Here is a 23,152-nt window from a genome sequence, read left to right on the forward strand (position 1 = left end):
ACAATTCACACTCTCAATAAATTGAGGAATGCGCCGCAACACCTTGAATCAAAATGGATTTAGAAATTCTCCGCAGACCAAGCTTCAAAGTCGCTATGCGTCCCGCCGTAGCAAATAGGTATCCATGATCCAGCCGTGACGTGCGCGGGCATTTGCGCGGCGCTCCACGATGCGCGGTCCGGCCTCTGCCAAAGCGCCGCTGTCGAGCACCTGATCCGCCATGCCCAGAAAGGCCCCCCACCAGATATGCAGACCTGTCGGATCAAGGCTCTGGAAACTGCACGCGCCGTCCAGCATCACGATCACCGTTTGCGCCCCCTCGGGCCAGCCGTGATCGCGCAGCCTGCGCCCTGTGGTCACCGTCACCGCGCCGTTTACCGTATTGAACGGGATCGCATGGGCGGCGGTGAGCGCCTGAAGCGCGGTGATCCCCGGAACGACGCGCAGCTTTGGCGCGGGATCAAGACGAGCGGCAATCCGCAAGGTGCTGTCATAGAGGCCCGGATCACCCCAGACCAGAAGCGCGACAGGCCCCTCTGGCACCGCCTCAAGCGCCACCTGCCAGCGTCGGGCGATCTCGTCATGCCAAAGCGCCACGCGGGTCTGATACGGCAGGCTGTCATCCCGTTCGGGCATGTCGACATAGACCACCCGTGCCTGCGTCTTTGAAGCCACGAGAATATCAAGGCGCAGATGGGCCAGATCTTCCTTGCCCGCCCCCTTGCGCGGGATCAGCACCGTGGCCGCGTCCCGAAGTGCCTTTTGCCCTTCAAGCGTCACATGGTCGGGATTGCCCGTCCCGATGCCGATCAACCAAAGCTCGGTCATGCGCTGTCCTCCTCCGCTGCGATCAGGTGAAAGAACGTGCCTGTAACCGCGCCGCGTTTCGATCCGGTCTCAGGCACGGGGGCGCCATCCGCATCAAACACCTCGGCCAGAGGGGCGTCGGGCTGGCTCAGGATGGTCGAATAGTGGAACTCATGGCCGCGCAGAGCCTGTCCCGCCGCCTGTCCCGGCATCGAGGAACTCAGCACCGCCCGCCGGTAGCCCAAATGGAACTTGCGTTTCTCATAGCTTGTGACCAAGCCCAACAGCCCCGCCATCTGGTGCCGCACGCCGCTCTTGTCGATCAGCGCCTCCCCCAGCGCCATGTAGCCGCCGCATTCGCCATGCACCGGCCCGCGTTCGGCATGTTGGCGCAGCCCCGCCTTGAAACGCTCTGCCGCCGCCAGCCGTCCGGCGTGCAACTCCGGATACCCGCCGGGCAGCCAGATGAGATCGGCCTGCGCATCCGGCGGCTCGTCGGCCAGTGGAGAAAACGGCAGGATCTCCGCCCCTGCCCGCCGCCAGCCTTCGAGCAGATGGGGGTAGGTAAAAGAAAACGCCGCATCCTGCGCCAGTGCGATCCTCTGCGCTGGCGGACGCGGCAACGGTGGACGCGCACCTGTCGGCTCTCCCCCTCGCGCTGCCGCTTTCAGCGCCTCCAGATCGACATGTTCGCGCAAAAACTCCGCATAGCCCGCAATCGCCGCCTCCAGATCAGGATGTTCCACCGCCTGAATAAGCCCCAGATGCCGCTCCGGCAGGGTCAGATCACCGCGCCGAGGCAAAACGCCCAGAACCGGCAGGCCCGCACGGTCCATGCCCAGCCGCGTCAGCCGTTCATGGCGCGCAGAGGCCACGCGGTTGAGGATCACCCCCGCAAAGGGCAGGTCCGGCATATAGCTGCGAAAGCCCAAGGCCGTGGCCGCCGCACTTTGCGCCTGCCCGCCCACATCAAGCACAAGCACCACAGGCCAGCCAAAACGCCGCGCCGTCTCCGCGCTGGAGCCGAACCCTGTCCTCCCCCGCGTGGCAACCCCGTCGAACAGGCCCATAGAGCCTTCCGCGACGCAAATATCCGCACCATCCGCCTCGGCCGAAATCGCGGACAACAGCTTCTCATCCATCGCCCATGTATCGAGATTGAAGGACGCCCGTCCGGACGCGGCACGGTGAAACGCCGGATCGATATAATCGGGGCCGGATTTGAACGGCTGCACCTTGAGCCCGTCCTCGGCCAATGCACGCAGCAGCCCCAGCATCACCGTGGTCTTGCCTGTGCCCGACGATGGCGCGGAGATCAGAAGCCCGCGCATCGTCATGCCTTTTCCGGCGTCCAGCCCGACCACGGGCTGTCGGCGCTTTGCGGACGGTAGCGGCGGTCGTAATCCACCGCATAGAGACAGCTCTCATCAAAGCCTTCGCCCGCCAGCGCCGGTCCGACAAGGATCAGGGCCGTGCGCCGAATTTCCGCGCCCAGACGGGATTCAATATCCGACAGCGTGCCGCGAATGATCTGTTCGTCAGGCCAGCTTGCCCGATAGACCACAGCCACCGGACAATCCGCCCCATAGGCGGGGCTCAGTTCTTCGACCACACGCGCAAGGTTCTGCACCGACAGGTGAATGGCCAGTGTCGCCCCCGTGGCGGCAAAATTCGTAAGCGTCTCGCCCTCCGGCATCGATGAGGCCCGCCCCGAGGTCCGCGTCAGCACCACAGATTGCGCCACACCGGGCAGGGTCAATTCGGTGCCCAGAGCCGCCGCAGCCGCCGCAAAGGACGGCACGCCGGGGGTGACGGAGACGGGAATGCCAAGCGCCTTGAGCCGCCGCATTTGCTCGCCCATGGCCGACCAGACCGAGAGATCGCCGGAATGCAACCGCGCCACGTCCAGCCCCAGCGCATGGGCGGTTCGGATTTCCGCGATGATCTGGTCGAGGTCCATCGGCGCGGTATTCACGATTTTCGCGCCTTCGGGACAATGGGCCAGAACCGCCTCCGGCACCAGCGATCCGGCGTAGAGACAGACGGGGCAGGCATGGATAAGATCGCGCCCGCGCAGGGTCAGAAGATCGGGCGCTCCGGGGCCGGCCCCGATGAAATGAACGGTCATGATATCTCTCCTTGATTGAACGCGTTGGAGGTTTTCTTGTCAGGGATTGTTGTGTCAGAAGTTGTCTTGTCGGGTGCACAGGTCTCTGATGCTTCGATCACAGCCAGCGCACAGGTCGCCCTGCGGTCCTGCGAAACCACACGCGCGCCCAAAAGCCGCGCCCCGCGCCCTGCGGCGGCAAGGGCCACGGCCTCGGCCACGCTACCGGTCTGGCGCGCGGCCTGTGAGGCGGTGCTCTGTGTGGCGGTGCCCATCCGCTGAACCTGTTCCTGCGAGACGCAATAAAGCGGCAGGCCCGTGGCGCGAAGAAAGGCCGCAAACGCGGGCGTCGCGGCCTTATCCGACAGCGTAGCGATGGCAGTGACCTCTCGCCCCTGTGCTGCCTGCGCCAAAGCATCCTCGAAGCTCTGCACAGATGCGCCGGTGCGAAACCCGAACCCTGCGATGACGCCCGCCGGACGCTCCGAGGCACTCCGTCCTGTGTCCCTCATAGCATCACGCTCCATTGCACGATGGGATAGGACGAACGCCACCCGCGTTTGCGGCCCAAAGGCGTGACCTCGGACAGGGCCAGCCGGAGCAGGTCCCCGCCCAGACGCGCCTGCCATTGGGTGAGCAGCATCTCGCTTTCAAGCGTCACCGCATTGACCACCAATCGCGCCCCTTTGGCCCGCTCGCTCAGACGCTGCAACAGGGCTTCGGTCAGACCGCCGCCCACAAACACCGCATCCGGCGGGGCGAGCCGGTCGATCACCTCCAAGGCATCGCCCTGCTCTACCCGCAGACGATCCACACCAAGACGCGCGGCGTTCTGGGTGATCCGCGCGGCGCGTGCGGGGTCGATCTCCACCGTTGTGGCCTCGGTCATGGGATGGGCCAAAAGCCATTCAATCGCGACAGAGCCGGACCCGCCACCAATATCCCAAAGGTGCTCCATCGGGCGCGGCGCGAGGGTGGAAAGCGTCAGGGCACGCACCGGACGTTTGGTGATCTGGCCGTCATGATCGAACCAGTCATCCGGCAGGCCGCCGGCTTTGGGCATCACCCTGCCCGCTCCGGCCACAGCAACAGCCACACAGAGCGGCGCGGTGAATTCGGTCTCCGCGTGCTCTTCCAATTCCGCAGCCGTCCAAGAGGTGACATGCTCGCGCGGACCGCCCAGTGCCTCCATCACATGCAGACGGCTCTCGGCAAAGCCCTCTGCGCCCAGATAGGCCGCAAGCGCCTCCGGCCCCGTCCCGTCGCGCAGGGTAACGATCAGTCGCGCACCGTCATGAAGATGCGGGCGCAGGCGGCTGATCGGTGCGGCGTGGCATCCGAGGCAGGAGGTAGTCTCCAGCGCCCAGCCGAGCCGGTTGGCCGCCAGCGCGAAACAGGACAGGTTCGGAAAGGACCGCCATTCCTGCGGCGCAAGCTCTCGCGACAGAACGCGGCCCGCGCCGAACCAGAACGGATCACCGGAGGCCAGCACCACAACGCGCCGCCCGCGCAAAGCCAGCAATTGCGCCACCCCATCGGCAAAGGGCACGGGCCAGACCCGCGTCTCGCCGTGGAGATCGGGCAGAAGCGACAGGTGGCGCGGCGGTCCCATGACAATTTCCGCCGCTTCCAGCGCGGCAAGGCTTGCAGGCGAGAGACCATCCGGTCCATCTTCGCCCAGACCGATGATCGTCAGCCAAGGGTGCTCAGACATGACCATGAACCTCCTGATTTTGGGTGGCACGCTGGAAGCCAGAGCCCTGTGCGCCCGCGTGGCCGAGCTCGGGCTGAACGCCACCCTGTCGCTTGCAGGCCGTGTCGCACGTCCGAAGGCCAGCGCCCTGCCCGTTCGCAGCGGCGGGTTTGGCGGGGTGGCGGGGCTGCGCAGCTACCTTGTGGCCGAAAAGATCAGCCATGTGATTGATGCCACGCATCCTTTTGCGGCGCAGATGAGCCGTCACGCCATCATCGCCTGCGCAGAGACCGGCGTGCCGCTGCTCGCCCTGACCCGCGCCCCGTGGCAGGCGGTGTCCGGCGATCACTGGGTGCATGTGCCCGACATGGAGGGCGCTGTAGCCGCACTGGACCGCCCGCCCCTGCGGGTCATGCTGGCGGTGGGACGGATGCATCTGGCGGAGTTTGCCCGCCAGCCGCAGCATCACTACCTGTTGCGCCTCGTCGATCCGCCCGACAGGCCCTTGCCCCTGCCCCATGCAGACGTCATCATCGATCGCGGCCCCTTTGACGTGGAGGCCGACACGCGGTTGATGCAAGAGCACGGCATACAGATGGTCGTCTCCAAAAATGCGGGCGGCACGGGTGCTGTGGCCAAAATCACCGCCGCGCGTCAGCTTGGCCTGCCGGTGGTGATGATCGACCGTCCCGCCCTGCCGCAGCGGCGCGAGGTCTATGATGTGGAGGCGGCTCTGGACTGGCTTCATACCGGCACCGATCTTGGCGTGTAGACAATCGGGCCGCGACCACCCGCCTTGTCCCGCGCGATGATACGGGTGCGCGAGGAGCCGACAATCACCACCGTGCGCATGTCTGCCATTTCGGGGGTGCACTCCGGCAAGGGCACCACGCGCAACTCTTCGTCAGGCGTGGACACGGCACGGGCAAAGATCACAGGCCGCCGGTCTCCGCAGGTCTCATTGAGCAGCTCAAGCGTCCGCGCAAAGCCTTCGGGGCGGGATTTCGAGCGCGGGTTGTAAAAGGCCATCGCAAAATCCCCCTCCACCGCAAGGCGCAGGCGCTTTTCGATCAGGGCCCAAGGTTTGAGATTGTCACTCAGGTTGATCGCGCAGAAATCATGGCCCAAGGGCGCACCGGCGCGGGCGCTTGCAGCCAGCATCGCGGTGATCCCCGGCAGGACGCGCAGATCGAGCGCCCGCCATGCCTCCGGCCCCGCTTCCAACGCCTCGAACACCGCCGAGGCCATTGCGAAGACACCGGGATCGCCCGAAGACACCACAACCACGCGCCGACCCTTTGCCGCCAGTTCAAGCGCATGGCGCGCACGGTCGATCTCCACGCGGTTGTCGGATGCATGTTTGACAAGACCCGCACGGTCCGGCACCCGCGCCACATAGGGGATATAGCCGATGATATCCGTGGCTTCGGCCAGAGCCTCCTCCACCTCCGGCGTCACCAGCCGCCAGTCTCCCGGCCCCAGCCCCGCAATGACGAGCCAGCCGCCCTGTGCCACCCCGCTCATGGCCGCCGCCCTTTGCCATGCACAATGATGATCGAGAAATAGGGCGTGACCTTGCCCTCCACCTCGGCCAGACGCTGCACCGTCTGCTGCGGCATGGAGGCATATTCCACCAGCCACGCCTGCTCGTATTTACCGGCGGCGCGCAATGCGGCCCGCACCTTGTCGATATGCCGGCCGATCTTCATGATCACCACCGCGTCAGAGCGGCTGATCCCTTCGACCAGCGCCGCTTCGGGCAGCGTGCCCATCAATACGCCCAGCACATCATCGCCCCAAGTGATCGGCGCCCCTGTCGCGGTCCATGCCGCTGACATGCCGGTGATCGCGGGAACGACCTCCACCGGCACCTGATCGAGCAGCCGCATGTAGAGATGCATGAAAGAGCCGTAGAAGAACGGATCGCCCTCGCACAACACCACAACATCCTCGCCCGCACGCGCAAGCTCCACCAGCCGCGCGGTGCAGGTCTCGTAGAATTGCGCCAGAAGGCGGTTGTATTCGGGATCGGTAAAGGGAATTTCCGTGGTCACCGGATATTCCATCGGATATTCCACCGCATCTTCGGGGATCAGCCCCTCGACACTCTGGCGCGCTTGTCCCTTGCGTCCGGCCTTGCGGAAAAAGGCCACATGGCGGGCCTTGCGCAACAGACGGTCGGCGCGCACCGTCATCAAATCCGGATCACCGGGGCCAAGCCCCAAGCCGTAGATCGTTCCCGTCGTCATTGCCTGTTCATTCCTTACGGCTTGCAATTGCGTTGATGGCGGCCACGGTGATCGCGCTGCCGCCCAGACGGCCCTCGACAATCGCGCAGGGCACCGGCTGGTCCGCCCAAAGCGCCGCCTTGCTCTCCATCGCGCCGACAAAGCCCACCGGACAGCCGATGATCGCCGCAGGGCGCGGGCAGTCGGGGTCTTCGAGCATGTTGAGCAGATGAAACAAGGCCGTAGGCGCATTGCCGATGGCCACCAGAGCGCCCGCCAGACGGGGACGCCACAATTCCAGCGCCGCCGCCGAACGGGTGTTGCCCATCTCGCGGGCCATCTCCGGCACACGCGGGTCTTGCAGGGTGCAGATCACCTCGTTCTGCGCCGGAAGGCGGGCGCGTGTGACCCCTTCGGACACCATCCGCGCATCGCATAACACCGGCGCACCGGCCTCCAGCGCACTGCGGGCGGCCTGAGCGAAGCCGGAAGAAAACCGGATATGTTTCTCAAGCCCCACCATGCCGGAGGCGTGGATCATCCGCACCGCGATCTGTTCTTCCTCCGCCGTGAACCCTGCCAGATCCGCCTCGGACCGGATGGTGGCAAAGCTCTGGCGGTAAATCGCCGCGCCGTCTTTTTCATAGCTGTAGGGCATCTGGATACTTCACATCTCTACATTGGGCGGGGGTCAACCCGCGTTGCACCGGAGTGTCCCAAGGGGCACCGTTGAGAACAAGATCGAACACGCCGTCACGCCCCACCAAGGTCACCGCCGCCGCACGCGGCAGGGCACAGCCCTTGGCGCATCCCGACACATGCACCCCGCCTGCGGGATCGCCGCAAAGGGTTTGCGCCAGTTGAGCCGCCAGTGCGCGGGTCTCGACCGTGGCCTGCGGACAGGACGGCGCCCCCGCACAGGCACGTGCCCTGAGCAGCGAATCATCCTGCGTGGTGATGAACGGGGCCTGAAAACCGGCTTTAGCCCCTTCCAAGAGGAACGCCCGCCACGGCGTCACCCGCAGCGCCACCGCGCCGCTGGCAAGCAGGCTGTCTTTGAGCGCCGCCGCATCAATCTGGCCGAAGCCTGCCCCAAAGAGCGCCCCGAGGGGATGCGCCCCCAAGGCAGGCACAGGTGCTGAAGGGCGCGGCGGCACCGCCTGCCACGCGGAGGGCAGCGCCTCCTGCGCCACCACAGCGGCCATCCGCCGCCGCTCCAGCCCGCGTCGGGCGTTGAACCAGTCGATCATCTCGAAAAGCGCAGGCATGGCGTCCTCTTGGCGCACCTTGCGGCCCTTTTCCGCCCCGTCCGCACGCAGGATCAACCCCTGTTCCGAGCGTTCGAAACGGAAATCCGCAGGGGCCGCCGTCAACACCGGCGCCACGCCCGTATCCACCGCAAAGCCCACCTTGGCGGGCATCTCCGGCATCTCGCCCAGCGCGGCCAAAAGCGCCTGCGTCAGGCCATATGTGTCATCACCGCTCTCCCAGAACGGCGACACAAGGATATTGCGGCGGCTCTCAATCTTTGGGTCGGCATCCAACAGATCCAGCGCCCCGAGACTGTGCAACACCGCCTCGTGATCCTCCGGCTTGAGGCCGCGCAGTTGTAGGTTGGCGCGATTGGTCAGATCAAGAAACCCCGTCCCAAAGCGCATCGCCAGATCACACAGCCCCAGCACCTGCGCAGGCGTCAAACGGGCAAAGCGCGGACGGATACGCACCACAAGCCCGTCGCCCGACATCATCGGCCTGTGGGCACCGGGGCACCATCCTTTGACCTCTGGTGTTGTCATTCTTCCGCCTCCAGTCCCGCACGCACAGAGTTGCGCCGAGTCTGCCAGAGCCCCGCCTCCATGAGCGCCTGAAACCGTGTGCGCATGGCCGCATAAGCCTCCGGATTCGCCTCTTTCAGAAAATCTCGCGTCGCCGCATCATTCAAGGTGGCCTCATAGTAGAGATCAAAGAGATGCGGCCCGACAGTTCCGGACAAATGGGCGAAGGCAGCCATATGCTCCAAGATCGCCGCGATCTCCGCCGCGCCGCGAAACCCGTGGGCGCGCATCCCCGCGATCCAGTCGGGATTGGCGGCACGAGCCTGAACCACCCGTGCGATCTCTTCTCTCTGGCTGCGTGTGCGCGGTCTCTCGGGGTCGGTGTTATCAAGATGCCAGAGCGCCGCCTTGCCGTCACCTGCCCCGCCGACCTGTGCCTTGGCCGCAGCAAACCCCGCCTCATGGGCCGCATAGTCCGAGGCCAGCAACAGATCGGTTTCCGGCAGATCCTGAAGATGCACGAATGTATCCGCCCCCTCCAGACGCGCGCGCAGCCCGTCCTCGTCGCATATGGCCCCTTCACCATCCAAAGCCCAAGAGGATGCTTTGATCCACGCCTGCCCTGCGGCAGTGCGGCTCTCCTCGCTATAGTCATCCAGCATCGCGGACATGCCCAGACCATAGTCCCCCGGAGCAGGCCCGTAGACCCGCGCCGTCTCCCTGCCTTGCACAAACGGGTTCATGTCGGGGGCCTCGTCACGCGCGGACAGCACCCGCACCGCCTGCGCATAAATCGCTGTGAGCGTGGGAAAGACATCGCGGAACAGGCCGGAGACCCGCAGGGTGGCATCTATACGCGGGCGGTCCATTTCGGCCAGCGGCACAACTTCGATACCGGAGACCCGTTCGGAACCTTTGTCCCAGACCGGCTTCACCCCCAAGAGCGCCAGCGCCATGGCAAACTCCTCGCCTGCGGTGCGCATGGTGGCCGAGCCCCATAGATCGACGATCACCCCGCGCGGCCAGTCACCTTCGTCCTGCAAATGCCGCCGGATCATCTCATCCGCCAACCGCTCCCCTTGGGCAAAGGCAGAGCGCGTCGGCACGGCACGCGGGTCGGTGGTGAACATATTGCGCCCTGTGGGCAATACATCCACACGGCCCCGATAGGGAGAGCCGGATGGCCCCGCCGCAATCCTGCGCCCGTCGAGGGCAGCCGGAAGCGCGGCCCGCTCTGCCGCCACAGCGGCCGCAATGTCGAACGCCGCCTCCGTTTCCGTGGCTTCTGTTGCCTCTGCCTGCGTCATACGTCCCCAGATATGCAGCCCTGCGCCGAACTGGCTGTCCTTGATGTCACAGACAAACCGGTCGATCCGCGTGATCGCCTCTGCCGAGGACTGTGCACCGGACAGGCCCAGATCACCGTCAAGGCCCAGCGCCTGTGCCTCTCCCAGAATATCGCCCTGCAACCGGTCACGGCGGCGCGGGTCCAACCCGTCGGCATTGGAAAACTCGTCCAGCAAGGCCTCAAGATGCGACAGGCGCTCCGGCGTGCCGCTTTGTTTCAGCGGTGGCGGGATATGTCCCAGTGTGAGCGCCCCGATCCGGCGCTTGGCCTGTGCCGCCTCTCCCGGATCGTTGACAATAAACGGGTAGATCACCGGCAAGGCCCCCGTCAGCGCCTCCGGCCAGCAGTCCCTGGACAGCGCCACGGATTTCCCCGGCAGCCATTCCAGCGTGCCATGGGCACCGATATGGACCAGCGCATCGCACCGGCTTTGCAGCCAGAGGTAAAAGGCCACATAGGCGTGACGCGGGGTGCGCGAGAGGTCGTGATACTCCTCCGCCCGTGCCTGCTCTGCGCTTCCCCGTTCCGGCTGTAGCGCAATCCACTGTTTGCCGAGGCGGATGGCGGCGAAATGAAAGGCCCCGTCACGGCACGCGGCATCCGTCTCCGGCGCACCCCACGTCGCCTCCAGCGCCTCTTGCAGCCTCTCCGGCAAACGCGCCAGTGCCGCATGGTAGTCCGCCAAGGAGAAAGACACAGACCGCGCACCCAGCGCCTGCGTCAGGTCTTCCGGCGCTTGGCTCACGTCATAGCCCGCATCTTTGAGGTCTTCCAGCATGGCAAGGGCCGAGGCCGGTGCATCCAGCCCTACCGCATGACCCATGTTCCAGTCCTTGCCCGGATAGGTCGACAGGATCAGCGCAACGCGGCGCTCAAAGACAGCACAGCGCGCCAGCTTGAGCCAGCCATCAACACGAGCCACCACCGCCGCGATGCGCTCCGGCTCCGGCCTGTGGGCAAAGCGGGCATATTGCAGCTCCGGATCACGCCGCTCCGGCTCTTTGAATGAGACCACGCCCCCCATGAGCCGCCCGTCCACTTCCGGCAACACCACATGCATCGCCAGATCACCCGCAGACAGGCCGCGCTCGGAGTCTGCCCATGCCTTGCGCCGTGCGGTAGAGAGCGCGACCTGAAACACAGGCACCCCGCCCACGTCCAGCGGAGAGGCGCTTTCCTCCCCGTCAGCGCCACCTGCCCCGCGCCCCGAAAAGGCGGTGGCGTTCACGATCGCATCGGGGGCCAGATGGCGGATACGCGCCCGCAGCCAGTCTGCGGCACCTGCGGCTTTAAGCGAAGGCGCAAAAAGCGCGATGCACTCATAGCCCCGCGCCGCAAACGCACGCAACAAAGCCTCGATCGGGGCCGTATCTGCGGCCACAAGGTAGGAACGGTAAAAGCTCAGCACAATCCGCGGGCCGGACGCGGGTGGCAAATCCAACGGATCATACACCCCGCGCTCCGGCGACCATGCGCCTGTGGCGGGCAAGGTCTCTGCCCCCGTGACAAGCCCCGTGACCGTCTCCGAAACAGGCCCCGTCTCCGGCACAGAGAACAGCCCCGCCGCACGGGCCAGTTCCTCCAGAGCCGCCTTTGCCGCCACCGCGCCGCCCGTATCGCACAGATGCGCCAGACGCCGCAGCACCGGCAGCGGCAGGGTCGATGCCGTGTCCAGTTGCGGATCAACGCGCCCGTCTGCGGGCAGGAACGCCAGAGCCATGCCCTTTTCCTGTGCCAGAGCACGCAGATGCTGCACCCCGTAGGACCAGTAGGACACACCTCCGATCAGGCGCACGAGGATGGCCTTGGCCCCCGTCAGGGTTTGCTCCACATAGGTATCCACCGACAGGGGATGGCGCAGCGCCACCAGATTGGCCAGCCGCAGCGAAGGCAACTCCGTGCACCCCCCGCCTTGCCGCCATGCCTGCGCGAAAGCCCCGAGGTCGCTGTCGGAATAGGACAGCACCACAAGATCTGCGGGCGTCTGCCCCAGATCCATCGGCGTGTCGCCTTCCTCCAACCCGTGACTTTCACGAAAGATGACATGCATGGCGCGGCTCTTACCCGACTGACTGCGGCACAGCACCAACGGCGGCTTCGATCACCTCCCTGTCGATGTCGTCATGTTCCGCAATCACCACCAGACGCCCCTGCCGCGCCTCATCTGCCGCCCAAGGACGGTCGAACTGATGACGCACACGCGCGCCCACAGCCTGCACCAGAAGCCGCATCGGCTTGCTCGCCACAGCGGCATAGCCTTTGACACGCAGGATGTTATGCGCCTTGGCCAGTGTTTCGATGGCACGCACCAGTGTTTGCGGATCGCTCAGTTCCGGCAGATCGACCACGATACTGTCGAAATCGTCATGCTCGTGCTCGCCGTGATCGTCGTGGTGGCTGGGCCGCGCATCCATATCGTCTTCAGCAGCGGCCTCCAGCCCCAGAATGACACGCGGATCAACCGCCCCTTCGGCCACTTCGATCACCGGCACAGGGCGCGGCGCCTCGCTGGCGATCACCGCCTTGGCCTTGGCCACGCCCTCCAGCCCTGCCAGATCGGGCTTGGTTAAAAGCACGATATCGGCGCAGGAGATCTGGTCCTCGAAAACTTCGGAGAGCGGCGTTTCGTGATCGATACTGTCATCGGCCTGACGCTGGGCATCGACGGCGGCGACATCGGGCGCAAACCGCCCTGCGGCCACAGCTTCGGCATCGGCCAGCGCAATCACCCCGTCCACAGTGATTTTGGAGCGAATATCCGGCCAGTCGAAGGCCTTGAGCAGCGGCTTGGGCAGGGCCAGACCGCTGGTTTCGATCAGGATGTGATCAGGGCGCGGCTCCAGCGCCATAAGCGCCTCGATGGTCGGGATGAAATCATCGGCCACAGTGCAACAGATACAGCCGTTGGACAGTTCCATGATATTCTCCGCCGGACAGTCGGGGATGGCACAGCTTTTGAGGATTTCGCCATCCACACCCACATCCCCGAATTCATTGACCACCACCGCAAGGCGCTTGCCGCCGGGGTTCTGCATCAATTCACGGATCAGCGTGGTCTTGCCCGCGCCAAGAAATCCGGTGATTACTGTGACGGGCAGTTTTGCAAGTTCGGTCATGTCTCGGCCTCTGAGGTTACATCCGGAAAATCAAGCGGCGGCACACGGGCCACGCAGTTGCGTTTGAAATGGTCGGGGCGTTCGCGCCACGGGATCAACCCGTCCACAGTCGCGTGATAGCGCGCCGCCCCGTCAAGGAGCATCGGCGCATCACTCTCGGCATCCAGCCCGCCATAGACATAGGTCCAGCGGTTGCCCCCGCGCAGCACCACGGAGCAGCCCGCGTTGCAGTTCTGAAGACATTCCACCGCCCGCAGCCGCAGCCCTTCAGGCAGCGCATGGCGCGACAGGGTGTTAAAGAGGCGCTGGCCGGGGCGTATGTCGTCTGCGCCCTGCTGCCCTTTGCGGCATTTCACACAGACCAGAAGTTCGGTGTCAGCCATGACGGCACCGCCCGCGCGACAGGTCGCTCCACAGCTCACACAGCGCATCACACTGACCAAGCGGATCACAGAGCCGCCTTTGCGTCTCGGGCTTTTGCATCGTCATCGCGTCCCTCCCACGGGGTTTACAGCATTCAGGGCCGGACACGGGAGGAAGGGGGCGCAGGTTTTGCAAGCGGCACAGGCCGGAGGCATGACCCGTCACCCGGCACACCCCGTCCGGTAACATTCGGTTCACGCTGGCAGGTCTCCCGGCTTGCGGATTTCAATCGGCTTACCCGATTGTCGGTCCTGCGCCCTTCCCAACCCCGATGGGTCAGTGGTGCGCAAGCCTCTCCGGTCACGGTCGCGGGGGCGGCTGCCTTGGCCTCATTCGGCGCGGCATTCCCTTTTCACCTGTTTACACAGGCACCAGCATGATGCCAGATGCCAGACAAATTCCCGACTTGTCAAGAAAAGGCCGCTTCCCATGACCGATGCCCTCACCGCCCGCCACAATGAAAAGATGCGCAAGATCAAAGCGGCCCGCGACAGGATGATGGCCACAAAGACCGAGGAAAAGGGCCTCATCATGGTGCATACCGGCGCGGGCAAGGGCAAATCCTCCTCCGGTTTCGGCATGATCATGCGCTGCATCAGCCACGGCATGCCCGCCGCCGTGGTACAGTTTATCAAAGGCAACTGGGAAACCGGCGAGCGCAGATTCCTGCGTGAACGATTCCCCGACGAGGTGCGGTTTTTTGTCTCGGGCGAAGGGTTCACATGGGAAACCCAGGACCGCGAACGCGATGTGGCAGCGGCGCAAAACGGCTGGCGCATTGCCAAGGAACAAATCCTTGATCCCGCCATCTCCTTCGTCCTACTCGACGAAATCAACATCGCGCTGCGCTATGACTATCTCGACATTGACGAGGTGGTGGATTTCCTGCTGACCCAGAAACCACCCATGACCCATGTCTGCCTGACGGGGCGCAATGCCAAGCCGGAGCTGATCGAAGCGGCCGATCTGGTGACCGAGATGACTCTGCTGAAACATCCGTTCAAGGAGGGTGTCAAAGCCCAGAAAGGCGTGGAGTTCTGAGCCTCTACACTCTCCTCCCGCCCCTCTTGTGCTGCCTGAGCGAATGGTCCAAGGACAAAGCCCGACACGCGCAACCGTAAAACACAGCAGAAAGCCCCCATGCAGGACAGGCCCCGCGACACAAGACCTCACGGCATGAAACACGGCATGAAACAATGGACCGGCCCGCTCGCCTTCACGCTGGCGGCGCTGTTTTTCCTGTTCGAATTCATCTCTCGCATCGCCCCATCGACCGCGACCAGCCTGATCTCCGATGACCTCGGCCTCACAAGCGCCGGTCTGGGCGTGTATTCCTCGCTGTTTTTCTGGGTCTATGCACCGATGCAGATCGTGGTCGGCCTGTTGCTCGACCGCTGGGGCGCGCGGCGCTTTGTCGTGCCGGCGATTGCGCTCTGCGCCGGAGGCACGGCCCTGACAGGGCTTGCGCCCAATCTGGCCATCGCCGCAATCGCGCGTGTGATGACAGGCTTCGGGGCCTCTTTTGCCTTTGTCGGTGCGCTCTATGTGGTCAACCACTGGTTCGCCCCGCAACGCTTTGCCATGCTCTCCGGCCTTGTGAATGCGGTCGGGATGCTGGGCACGGCGGTCGGGGTGGTCTGGCTCACCGCACTCACCCATCACATCGGCTGGCGCCCCGCCTTTCTCACCATCGGCGCCTTCGGTGCGGTGCTGTTCCTTCTCGCGCTGCTGTTCTACCGCGACGCCCCGTCGGCGGGAGACACGGACACCCACCCGAATCCGATCGGCCCGCTCAAACAGATCGTCAAAAGCCCGCAGGTCTGGCTTTTGTCGCTTGTAAGCGCGCTCATCTACATGCCGATCAATGTCTATGGCGGGCTGTGGGGCAACGAAGAACTGGTGGCCGATCACGCCCTCTCAGCCGTGGCTTCCGAAACCGCCGTCTCCATGGTGTTCTGGGGCATGGCGCTGGGGTCGGTGCTCTGGGGCGCGGTCTCGGATGCGTTGGGACACCGCAAATGGATCATTTTCGCAGGCTCCGTGGCGGGAATGCTCGCATGGGGCTGGGTGATCCTCGGCGGCAGCAGCGATATGCTAGCCCTCTCGGCGGCGCTGTTTCTCGGCGGCATGTTCTGCGGCGCACAGATGCTCACCTATGCCATGGCGAAAGAAGGTCAGGACCAGAGCACGGTGGGCACGGTCACCGCCTTCGTCAACATGGTCGGGATCGGCGCGGCCTTGGTGTTCCAGCCTCTCGTGGGCTGGCTTTTAGACCTGTCCGGCAATGAACACGCGGTGGCGCTTTCCACCGTGCCGATCTGCCTCGGCCTCTCCGCGCTGGCGATCCTTGCGCTCAAAGAGCCGGACCAGCCCCATCTGCGCAAGGCCAGACGTTGATCCGCACGCTCAGTTGAGCCGCCCCGCCGCACAACCCGCTTTCGGAAACATCATGTCGGGGTCCGGCATGTGCAACAGCGCCTCAAGCCCGCCATTGTCCGCCACCAGATCGGCCAGCGTCAGATCGTCCAGCACGCCATAGAATGCCTCCACAGCGGCATGAAGCGCCACTCTCAGGCGGCAGGTCTCTTTCAACGGGCAGGTGTTCTCCGTCTCCGCGAAACATTCGGCAAAGGGCACATGGGCCTCGAAATGCCGGAACACCTCACCGATGGAGATTGCTTCGGGCCGGTGCGCCAGAACGATCCCGCCCGCACGTCCGCGCGTGGTCACGATATAACCCTCGCTCGCCAGAAGATGCACCACCTGCGCCAGATGGTTTTCCGACGCATTGACCACCTTGGCAATGCCCGCACGGCGGACCATCCGCCCGTCGTTCACGGCACAGGCCATCAGCACGCGCATGGCGAGGTTGGTTCTCATCGTCAGACGCATGGCAGGTGGTCTCCGTCAGGACAAACAGTGGCACAAAGTTACGCGGCAGGTTTACAAAACCTCGCGGTTCCGTGACGTTGATCTGGATCAGAAAGCAAAATCCTGTCGCGATTGACCTGAGCCCCGCGAAAAATGCGAAAGCCGCACCACGCCAAAGGGTTGCCCGTCACCAGCGAAAGTCCCCCGACACCCCGCCCCTCAGCTTGGACAGTCTCAGGATACTTCAGGGCGCAAAATTCAGGACGCGAAAAAGGCGGTCTCGAAGGGCAAGAAAAGCACCTCGCCGCCCTGCCCGATGATCCGCATCCGATCATCTTCAAAGCGAATATCCGCCACCCCGCGCCAGCCCTCCGGCTGCGCGATCACAGCGATTGCGTGGCGCAGGACATGCTCCACACCCGCGCCAAGCGTCAACGCCGTCGCCACGCCTTCACGCGCCACGGCATTATCACCAAGGGCCGCGCGATGGCCGGCAGCCCCCGCAGCACAACCGTCCTCGACGCCCAACACACCGACATGCCGCCCGTCCCAAGGCGCATAGCCCCGTCCGCCATTCGACATCCAGAACATCGTGACCGGCATCACACGGCTGTCTTTCACAAAGATCACAATGTCGCCGTCACGCGCCCGCGACACAGCGGTCCAGCCGAGACCCTCCGTGTCACTCTCTACAAGCGTGACGAAATCCTCGTGACCTACACTCTGCGGATAATATGACAAATCAATAGCTTGCCCGTCCTTGCTCGGAAATCGCGTCAACTCCGTGCTGCGCGCAGGACAGGCCAGAAGATGCGCCGGTTCCAGCGGCTCCTCCGGCGTCAGCGCCGCCCGTTTCGGGGAGACCGCAATGTGATCGCCGCCGGAGACGCGGATCATCGGGTGATGCGCAAAGGTCAGTCCGCCTGTCCCGCCCGCAATCCTGTGGCGCTGATACAGCACCGGATGGGCGGCGCGCAGCGTGATCTCTTTGGTGATTTGCGCCCCCATCACAGGGCGCTCCAGCGTCAACACCATCTGCGCATCCGTTGCGCTCTGGTTGTGCGACTGCAAGGCCCACGGCGAATTGGCGCTCCAGCCATGGGGCGGATCATTCACCAGATCGGAGGCCCCGAAAGGCGCTGCGAGGAAATCCCCCGCCAGATGGGCGTCAATGACGCTGCCTGCGGCCTGTGCCTGCTCCGTGCCGACCCAATGGGCGCGATGCAAAATCCCGCGCCCCGCAACCGAGAACTGCCGGATATTGCCCACCGCCGGATCAAACGCCAGATCAAGCGATCCGGCCTTGAGCCGCAGCACGGAATTATCCACGGAACCCTGTCGCCACGACGAATTTCTCGGAACTGTCGGAACGCGATGAAGGCGGCTTGAAATGCTGCACCTTCTGGAATTTCTGTTTCAGCAATTTCTGCAAATCGCCCTCGGCCCCGCCCGCGAGAACCTTGGCGACAAACGTGCCGCCCGGCGAGAGCACGTCAAAGGCCAGATAGGCGGCCGCTTCGCACAGCGCCATGATCCGCAGGTGGTCGGTCTGTTTGTGGCCTGACGAGGCCGCAGCCATGTCCGACATGACCACATCCGCCTCGCCGCCCAGCCATTCCTTGACCTGATCGTCCGCGCCGTCTTCCATGAAATCAAGCTGATGGATTTCCGTGCCGGGGATCGGTTCGACCTCTTGCAGATCGACGCCCAGAATGGTGCCGATCTTCTTGCCGGACTTCTCGCCCAGCGAGTTGACCCGCTTCACCGCCACCTGACACCAGCCGCCAGGGGCACAGCCCAGATCGACCACCCGCGCACCGGGCACGAGAAAGCGGAACTTGTCGTCGATTTCCTGAATCTTGAACGCCGCACGGCCACGGTAGCCCTCTTCGCGCGCGCGTTTCACATAGGGGTCGTTCAACTGCCGCTCCAACCATAGCGTCGAGCTGAGTTTGCGCCCGCGCGCAGACTTCACCTTCACACGCAAATCGCGCGCACCGCGCCCCGATGTCGCTCCTGTTTTTTTCTTGCCAGCCATGGTTTTCGCATCCTTTGATCGAACGGCCTTATACCAAGTGACAAAAGCGAAGCAAACTATTCCACGATCCTGTCAAATATCCTGCCTGTGTTCCTGCCCGTGCGCGTGAGGATCACGCCATCACGGCACAAACGGATAAGGTCCGAACCCGCCCAAGTTACCGCAAATCCATGGCAAACACCATCGCCATAGCGCCCGTAGCAAAAGGGCTCGGGGGGCACCCCCAAACCCCGCTGTGTCAAGCATTACCGGAGGCCGCACCTTTCGCCGCGCCGAAAAACGCGCCGCGTTCCAGATGCAGACGTTTCTTCGCCCCACCGGGAAGCCCGCCATAGCCCGCCAGAAGACGGTAGAACACTGGCGTGAGGAACAGGGTAAAAACGGTGGCAAAGCCCAGCCCGCCGACGATCACCCAGCCCACGGCAATCCGTGCCTCGGCACCGGCACCGGAGGTCAGCACCAAGGGCAGCCCGCCGAAGACCGTAGAGATCATGGTCATCATCACGGGCCGGATACGCAGCCGCAGCGCGTTGCGGATGGCCGTGTCGATGTCTTGGCCCGCCTCGCGCAGCTGGTTGGCAAATTCGACGATGAGAATCCCGTTCTTGGCCATCACACCGATCAGCATCACAAGGCCGATCTGGCTGTAATAGTTGAGCGAGCCGCCGCTGAGCTTGATTGCCATCAGTGCCGCCGCAATCCCGAAGGGCACGGTGAGCATGATCACCACCGCGCTTGTCAGGCTTTCGAACTGCGCCGCCAGCACCAGCAACACGACAATCCCCGCCACGGCAAAGACCATATACATGGCGTGCTGGCTGCTGCTCAGGCTCGCCGCCTCGCCGGTCAGCACGATGCCCATGTCGTCGGGCAGCACCTCGGACGCCAGCTCCTGCGCACGGCTGGCGGCTTCTCCGAGACTGACCCCTTCGCCAAGGTTGGCCTGCACACTGACCGCAAGCGCACCGGCCTGACGGCTCACAGTGGACTGGCTCACCGACATTTCCAGCTTCGCCGCCGCCGAAAGCGGCACGAATTCGCCATTGTCCAGTTGCAGATAGATCGATTCAATATCCGTAGGATCATCAATCGGCGCACCGCCGGACATCAGGTTCACATCCACTTCGGTGTCGTCGATGAAGACCGACACAGGCACAATCCCTTGCACCATCGCGCTGACCAGACCGGTGATCTCGGATTTGCTCAACCCGAAGGCCCCCGCCATCTGGTCGTCAATCACCACTTCCATCTCGGCGGAGACCGCATCATCCGACAGTTGCGGATTGAGGAACATCTCGTCGGCGGACATGGCCGCGACAAGCTCTTCGGCTGCGGCGGTCATCTCTTCGATATTGTTGCCTGTCACCGCAAAGGTCAGCCCCCGCCCCGCGCCGCGAATGTTGAGACTGTTGGTCGAGCGGACCGAGGCCTGAATCCCCGGCACACGCGAGACAGAGCGGCTCAACTCGGCGGCGATCTCCTGCTGGCTGCGGGCGCGGTCGTTCCAGTCCGCCAGTCGCACGATCACAAGCGCATTGCCATTGCCGATGCCAATGATGCTCTGCACCGCATCCACCTCGCCCGAGGCGCGGTAAGGTTCGAGAATATCCTCGATTTCAAGCACCTGCTCCTCGACATAATCGACGGTGGAATCGCTGGCCCCGCGGGCAAAGATCAGGAAGAAACCGCGATCTTCCGCGGGCGTGATGCTCGACGACAGGGTGCTGGCCGAGCCCAGCGCAATGATCACCATAGCGCCCGCAATCGAAATCACGACAAGCGGCGCGCGTATGGCGCGGTCCATAACCGTGTCAAAGGCCCGCATGGCCCATGAGGGGCGCTTGTCCGCCTCATCCTCGTCCAGAACGCCTTCGGCCTTGCCCGGATCGAGAAAGGCCGCCAGAACCGGCGCGAGCGTCAGCGCCGTGATCGAGGACAGCGTCACCGCGAAAGCCAGCACAAAGCCGAATTCGCTGAACACGCCGCCCGCCTGTCCGGGCAGGAAGGAAATCGGGATAAACACCGCCGCCAGCGTGGCCGTGGTCGAGATCACCGCAAAGAACACCTCGTTCGTGCCCGCCGCAGCCGCCGCGAAGGGCCCCATGCCCTCCTTGCGTTTGCGCACGATGTTCTCGATCACCACGATGGCGTCATCCACCACCATCCCCGTCGCCAGAACCAAGGCCAGAAGGCTGATGGTGTTGACCGAAAAGCCGGTGATCCAGATCGCCGCAATCGTCCCCACCAGCGCCACCGGAATGGTCAGAGCGGGGATCAGCGTGGCACGCACGGAGCGCAGGAAGGCAAAGATCACAAACACCACGATCAGCGTGGCCAGACCGATGGAATTGACCACCTCGTTGATCGAGCTTTCGATAAACACCCCGTCATCCGAGGTGATCAATAGCTCCACCCCTTCGGGCATGTCTCCGGCCAGTTCCGCCACCGCCGCGCGCACATCCTTGGAGATCGTGAGCGTGTTGCCGACAGACTGGCGCGTGATGTCGATGCCGATGGCGGTTTTGCCATTCACCCGCGCAGAGGTGTCGCGCTCTTCCGGCCCGTATTGGACAAAGGCCACGTCATTGACCCGCGTATAGGCGTTGATCGGCAGGTTGCCGATGATCTCCGGTGTCACCTCCTCGTTGCCCACGCGCAGCGACAGGCTTTGCGACGAGGTGTCCAGAGAACCCAGAGGCGTGTCGTCACGCAGCGCTTCCAGCGCGTCGGAGACGTCGAACATGGTCAGGCCACGGCTCAACAGCGAGGGCATATTGACCAGAACGCGAAATTCGTTGGACCGGTCGCCGCGAATGTTGATCTCCGCAATCCCGTCGATCAGCGACAGCCGGTCATAGACCGTGGTCTCCGCAATCTGCGTGAGTTCCGCCAAGGGCACATCGCCCAGAACCGCAAGCCGGATGATCGCATCGCCGTTGGTGTCGGATTTGGTCACGGTCGGGTCGTCAATGTCATCGGGCAATTGACGCACGGTTTCCGACACGATCTCGCGCGCCTCGTTGGCGGCCACGTCAATATCGGTGCCATCGGACAGATCAATGGTGATCCGGCTGCTTTCGCTCGACGAGGTGCTCTCGATATAGGACACGCCATCCAAGGCACTCAGCGCCTCTTCAAGCACCTGTGTCACCTCACGGTCCACGGTCTCCGGCACCGCGCCGTCATAGCTTGTGCGCACGGAGAGCACCGGACGGTCCACATCCGGCATCTCGCGCACATCGACAGAGTTGAGCGCCGCCAGCCCCGCGATCAGCACCAGAAGGTTGATCACGATGGCGAAAATCGGACGTGAAATGAAAAGATTGGCCAGACCGGCACGCTCTACCTGCGCAGGCTCTTGCGCGGCGGCGTCGGTTTCGGGTGCGGGCGTCGGCTCTTGCGGAGTCTTTGTCACGACGGCACCTCGGCTTTGTTTTCGGCGTCAGACTGGGACAAGGCCCCCTCGACCACAGCGCCAAGAATTTCCACAGCGCCCCCTTCGCGCAGCTTTTGCGCGCCTTCGGTGATCACCATTGTGCCGGGTTCCAGATCGGTGTCGATCCAGACTGTTTCATTGCGCCGGTGCAGGATCACCACGGGGACTGCTTTGGCCTTGCCGTCTTCCTCGATCCAGATGTTCGAGCCTGCACGCGACCATGTGATCGCCGTGGCGGGCAGCGCGGGCAGAGGTTCGCTCTCGTGGATCAGCCGCACGGAAAAAGTCATGCCGGACCAGAGCAGCCCGTCGGAATTGTCGATCTGCGCCCGCACGGTGATGGAGCGCGTGACACTGTCGAGACGGCTGTCGAAACTTTCGATCTCGGCTTCAAACACCTTGCCGGTAAAGCTTGGTGTGCTGGCGAGGATGGTTGTGTCCTTCTGCAACAGGCCGATGGCGCGTTCGGGCAGTTCGAACTGGACGAGCAAGGCGCTCAGATCGTCGATGGAGACGATCTCCTCGTTGCTCGACAGAATATCGCCCACCTCGACCTCGCTGAGCCCCAACCGCCCCGAGATCGGCGCGCGCACCGTCCGATCCTCCAGCGCGACCTGCGCGATCTCGACCTCGATCTTGGCCTGTTCCTGCGCGATCTGCGCCTCCGACAGGGCCACTTCGGTCAAGGTAAGGTTGCCATTGGCACGCAGCTGTTCGTAGCGGTCTACTGTTTGCTGCGCCTGTTTGAGATTGGCCCGCGCCAGATCCAGCGCAAGCTGCTGGGCGCGCGGGTCCAGTTCGAGCAAGACATCTCCGGCCTCGACCAGACGGTTGGCGCCCAGATAGGTGGCGACCACCTCGCCCGCGGATTCCGTGGTCACATTCGCCCGATGCAGCGCCCGCGCACTGCCCACGGCGCGGATCACATCCTCATAGGGTTGCAGGGCCAAAGGCTGTGCGATCACCGTGGTCGCCCCGCCGCGCTGCCGCGGTCCGGCCCCTCCTGCCCCCGCCGGTCCGGTGACACGGGCGTCTTCCGATCCGAGCACACCCTGAAGGGGCGCGGGCACACCGAAGGTCAGAACATACGCGCCTCCGAGAATGATGGCTGAGGCAGTGATAGCTGTGACTGTGCGCATTTTGGGGTCCGTTGTGAGAGGCCGATTTCTCGAACTGGTTAAAGCAGGTTTCAATATTTATCGAATGAACAGATCGTTTCCGTCGCAAATTTCAATGAATTTTTCGTGACCGACGGAATTTTTACACCGGTTCGTTTCTTTTTTAAGCCCCTCACGAGCAAACGGAGTAGC

The 23,152-nt window shown here is 63.9% G+C and carries 20 protein-coding genes and 1 riboswitch; of the genes, 3 read left to right on the plus strand and 17 right to left on the minus strand.

Annotated elements, in window-relative coordinates; translation table 11 throughout:
• Window positions 1–93: 93 nt before the first annotated feature.
• The 5 genes from cobF to cbiE are packed head-to-tail and all read right to left on the minus strand — an operon-like array spanning window position 94 to window position 4,628.
• Window positions 94–828, minus strand: coding sequence for a precorrin-6A synthase (deacetylating) (cobF, locus tag KO492_RS13475; protein WP_216045431.1), 735 nt, complete (start codon window positions 826–828; stop codon window positions 94–96).
• A complete protein-coding gene (locus KO492_RS13480) occupies window positions 825–2,138 on the minus strand; it encodes a cobyrinate a,c-diamide synthase (protein WP_216045929.1) in 1,314 nt (437 codons plus the stop codon). The genes cobF and KO492_RS13480 overlap by 4 nt, the downstream gene beginning before the upstream one ends.
• 2 nt (window positions 2,139–2,140) lie before the next feature.
• Entirely contained in the window at window positions 2,141–2,935 is a 795-nt protein-coding gene (cobM, locus tag KO492_RS13485; RefSeq protein ID WP_216045432.1) for a precorrin-4 C(11)-methyltransferase, read from the minus strand.
• A complete protein-coding gene (locus KO492_RS13490; RefSeq protein ID WP_216045433.1) occupies window positions 2,932–3,426 on the minus strand; it encodes a cobalamin biosynthesis protein in 495 nt (164 codons plus the stop codon). Before KO492_RS13490 ends, cobM begins: the two co-directional genes overlap by 4 nt.
• Window positions 3,423–4,628 (minus strand): precorrin-6y C5,15-methyltransferase (decarboxylating) subunit CbiE, encoded by a 1,206-nt coding sequence (cbiE, locus tag KO492_RS13495; RefSeq protein ID WP_216045434.1) that lies wholly within the window; start codon window positions 4,626–4,628, stop codon window positions 3,423–3,425. Before cbiE ends, KO492_RS13490 begins: the two co-directional genes overlap by 4 nt.
• Between cbiE and KO492_RS13500 the strand changes: the two genes are divergently transcribed.
• On the plus strand, window positions 4,627–5,379 hold the full coding sequence (locus tag KO492_RS13500) for a cobalt-precorrin-6A reductase (protein WP_216045435.1): 753 nt from the start codon (window positions 4,627–4,629) through the stop codon (window positions 5,377–5,379). The two genes, cbiE and KO492_RS13500, sit on opposite strands and share 2 nt — an antisense overlap.
• On the opposite strand, the gene cobJ is transcribed toward KO492_RS13500, so the two are convergent.
• From cobJ to KO492_RS13535, 7 genes are read right to left on the minus strand one after another with little or no spacing between them, the layout of a single operon-like run.
• Complete coding sequence (gene cobJ, locus KO492_RS13505) at window positions 5,352–6,131, minus strand: precorrin-3B C(17)-methyltransferase (RefSeq protein WP_216045436.1); 780 nt, start codon at window positions 6,129–6,131, stop codon at window positions 5,352–5,354. The two genes, KO492_RS13500 and cobJ, sit on opposite strands and share 28 nt — an antisense overlap.
• A complete protein-coding gene (locus KO492_RS13510) occupies window positions 6,128–6,856 on the minus strand; it encodes a precorrin-2 C(20)-methyltransferase (RefSeq protein ID WP_216045437.1) in 729 nt (242 codons plus the stop codon). Before KO492_RS13510 ends, cobJ begins: the two co-directional genes overlap by 4 nt.
• A 7-nt stretch (window positions 6,857–6,863) precedes the next feature.
• Window positions 6,864–7,493, minus strand: coding sequence for a precorrin-8X methylmutase (locus KO492_RS13515; protein WP_216045438.1), 630 nt, complete (start codon window positions 7,491–7,493; stop codon window positions 6,864–6,866).
• On the minus strand, window positions 7,477–8,631 hold the full coding sequence (locus KO492_RS13520; protein WP_216045439.1) for a cobalamin biosynthesis protein CobG: 1,155 nt from the start codon (window positions 8,629–8,631) through the stop codon (window positions 7,477–7,479). The genes KO492_RS13515 and KO492_RS13520 overlap by 17 nt, the downstream gene beginning before the upstream one ends.
• Entirely contained in the window at window positions 8,628–12,008 is a 3,381-nt protein-coding gene (cobN, locus tag KO492_RS13525) for a cobaltochelatase subunit CobN (RefSeq protein WP_216045440.1), read from the minus strand. Before cobN ends, KO492_RS13520 begins: the two co-directional genes overlap by 4 nt.
• A gap of 10 nt (window positions 12,009–12,018) precedes the next feature.
• The gene (cobW, locus tag KO492_RS13530; RefSeq protein ID WP_216045441.1) at window positions 12,019–13,074 is read right to left on the minus strand and encodes a cobalamin biosynthesis protein CobW; all 1,056 of its coding nucleotides are present in this window, start codon (window positions 13,072–13,074) and stop codon (window positions 12,019–12,021) included.
• The gene (locus KO492_RS13535; protein ID WP_216045442.1) at window positions 13,071–13,457 is read right to left on the minus strand and encodes a DUF1636 family protein; all 387 of its coding nucleotides are present in this window, start codon (window positions 13,455–13,457) and stop codon (window positions 13,071–13,073) included. The genes cobW and KO492_RS13535 overlap by 4 nt, the downstream gene beginning before the upstream one ends.
• A gap of 224 nt (window positions 13,458–13,681) precedes the next feature.
• Window positions 13,682–13,888: riboswitch (cobalamin riboswitch) on the minus strand.
• A 38-nt stretch (window positions 13,889–13,926) separates the two neighbouring features.
• Here KO492_RS13535 and cobO point away from each other — a divergent pair.
• Window positions 13,927–14,538, plus strand: a complete 612-nt coding sequence (gene cobO, locus KO492_RS13540) for a cob(I)yrinic acid a,c-diamide adenosyltransferase (protein ID WP_216045443.1) — start codon at window positions 13,927–13,929, stop codon at window positions 14,536–14,538.
• A gap of 147 nt (window positions 14,539–14,685) precedes the next feature.
• Window positions 14,686–15,894, plus strand: a complete 1,209-nt coding sequence (locus KO492_RS13545) for an MFS transporter (protein ID WP_216045444.1) — start codon at window positions 14,686–14,688, stop codon at window positions 15,892–15,894.
• Window positions 15,895–15,903: 9 nt separating this feature from the next.
• Here the strand turns inward: KO492_RS13545 and KO492_RS13550 are convergent, their stop codons facing one another.
• From KO492_RS13550 to KO492_RS13570, 5 genes are all read right to left on the minus strand, one after another.
• Window positions 15,904–16,389, minus strand: a complete 486-nt coding sequence (locus KO492_RS13550; protein WP_216045445.1) for an RrF2 family transcriptional regulator — start codon at window positions 16,387–16,389, stop codon at window positions 15,904–15,906.
• A gap of 237 nt (window positions 16,390–16,626) precedes the next feature.
• The gene (locus KO492_RS13555) at window positions 16,627–17,697 is read right to left on the minus strand and encodes a hypothetical protein (protein ID WP_216045446.1); all 1,071 of its coding nucleotides are present in this window, start codon (window positions 17,695–17,697) and stop codon (window positions 16,627–16,629) included.
• Entirely contained in the window at window positions 17,690–18,406 is a 717-nt protein-coding gene (locus KO492_RS13560; RefSeq protein WP_066607740.1) for an RlmE family RNA methyltransferase, read from the minus strand. The genes KO492_RS13555 and KO492_RS13560 overlap by 8 nt, the downstream gene beginning before the upstream one ends.
• Before the next feature lie 238 nt (window positions 18,407–18,644).
• Window positions 18,645–21,821, minus strand: coding sequence for an efflux RND transporter permease subunit (locus KO492_RS13565; RefSeq protein WP_216045447.1), 3,177 nt, complete (start codon window positions 21,819–21,821; stop codon window positions 18,645–18,647).
• Window positions 21,818–22,981, minus strand: a complete 1,164-nt coding sequence (locus tag KO492_RS13570; protein WP_216045448.1) for an efflux RND transporter periplasmic adaptor subunit — start codon at window positions 22,979–22,981, stop codon at window positions 21,818–21,820. The genes KO492_RS13565 and KO492_RS13570 overlap by 4 nt, the downstream gene beginning before the upstream one ends.
• Window positions 22,982–23,152: the final 171 nt, after the last annotated feature.

The organism is Celeribacter halophilus, from assembly GCF_018860305.1.
Lineage (GTDB): Bacteria > Pseudomonadota > Alphaproteobacteria > Rhodobacterales > Rhodobacteraceae > Celeribacter > Celeribacter halophilus_A.

Coding starts and splice junctions, on each gene's coding strand:
- cobF (WP_216045431.1), bottom strand. CDS start 828: ATGACCGAGCTTTGGTTGATCGGCATCGGGACGGGCAATCCCGACCAT.
- KO492_RS13480 (WP_216045929.1), bottom strand. CDS start 2,138: ATGCGCGGGCTTCTGATCTCCGCGCCATCGTCGGGCACAGGCAAGACC.
- cobM (WP_216045432.1), bottom strand. CDS start 2,935: ATGACCGTTCATTTCATCGGGGCCGGCCCCGGAGCGCCCGATCTTCTG.
- KO492_RS13490 (WP_216045433.1), bottom strand. CDS start 3,426: ATGAGGGACACAGGACGGAGTGCCTCGGAGCGTCCGGCGGGCGTCATC.
- KO492_RS13500 (WP_216045435.1), top strand. CDS start 4,627: ATGACCATGAACCTCCTGATTTTGGGTGGCACGCTGGAAGCCAGAGCC.
- cbiE (WP_216045434.1), bottom strand. CDS start 4,628: ATGTCTGAGCACCCTTGGCTGACGATCATCGGTCTGGGCGAAGATGGA.
- cobJ (WP_216045436.1), bottom strand. CDS start 6,131: ATGAGCGGGGTGGCACAGGGCGGCTGGCTCGTCATTGCGGGGCTGGGG.
- KO492_RS13510 (WP_216045437.1), bottom strand. CDS start 6,856: ATGACGACGGGAACGATCTACGGCTTGGGGCTTGGCCCCGGTGATCCG.
- KO492_RS13515 (WP_216045438.1), bottom strand. CDS start 7,493: ATGCCCTACAGCTATGAAAAAGACGGCGCGGCGATTTACCGCCAGAGC.
- KO492_RS13520 (WP_216045439.1), bottom strand. CDS start 8,631: ATGACAACACCAGAGGTCAAAGGATGGTGCCCCGGTGCCCACAGGCCG.
- cobN (WP_216045440.1), bottom strand. CDS start 12,008: ATGCATGTCATCTTTCGTGAAAGTCACGGGTTGGAGGAAGGCGACACG.
- cobW (WP_216045441.1), bottom strand. CDS start 13,074: ATGACCGAACTTGCAAAACTGCCCGTCACAGTAATCACCGGATTTCTT.
- KO492_RS13535 (WP_216045442.1), bottom strand. CDS start 13,457: ATGGCTGACACCGAACTTCTGGTCTGTGTGAAATGCCGCAAAGGGCAG.
- cobO (WP_216045443.1), top strand. CDS start 13,927: ATGACCGATGCCCTCACCGCCCGCCACAATGAAAAGATGCGCAAGATC.
- KO492_RS13545 (WP_216045444.1), top strand. CDS start 14,686: ATGAAACAATGGACCGGCCCGCTCGCCTTCACGCTGGCGGCGCTGTTT.
- KO492_RS13550 (WP_216045445.1), bottom strand. CDS start 16,389: ATGCGTCTGACGATGAGAACCAACCTCGCCATGCGCGTGCTGATGGCC.
- KO492_RS13560 (WP_066607740.1), bottom strand. CDS start 18,406: ATGGCTGGCAAGAAAAAAACAGGAGCGACATCGGGGCGCGGTGCGCGC.
- KO492_RS13570 (WP_216045448.1), bottom strand. CDS start 22,981: ATGCGCACAGTCACAGCTATCACTGCCTCAGCCATCATTCTCGGAGGC.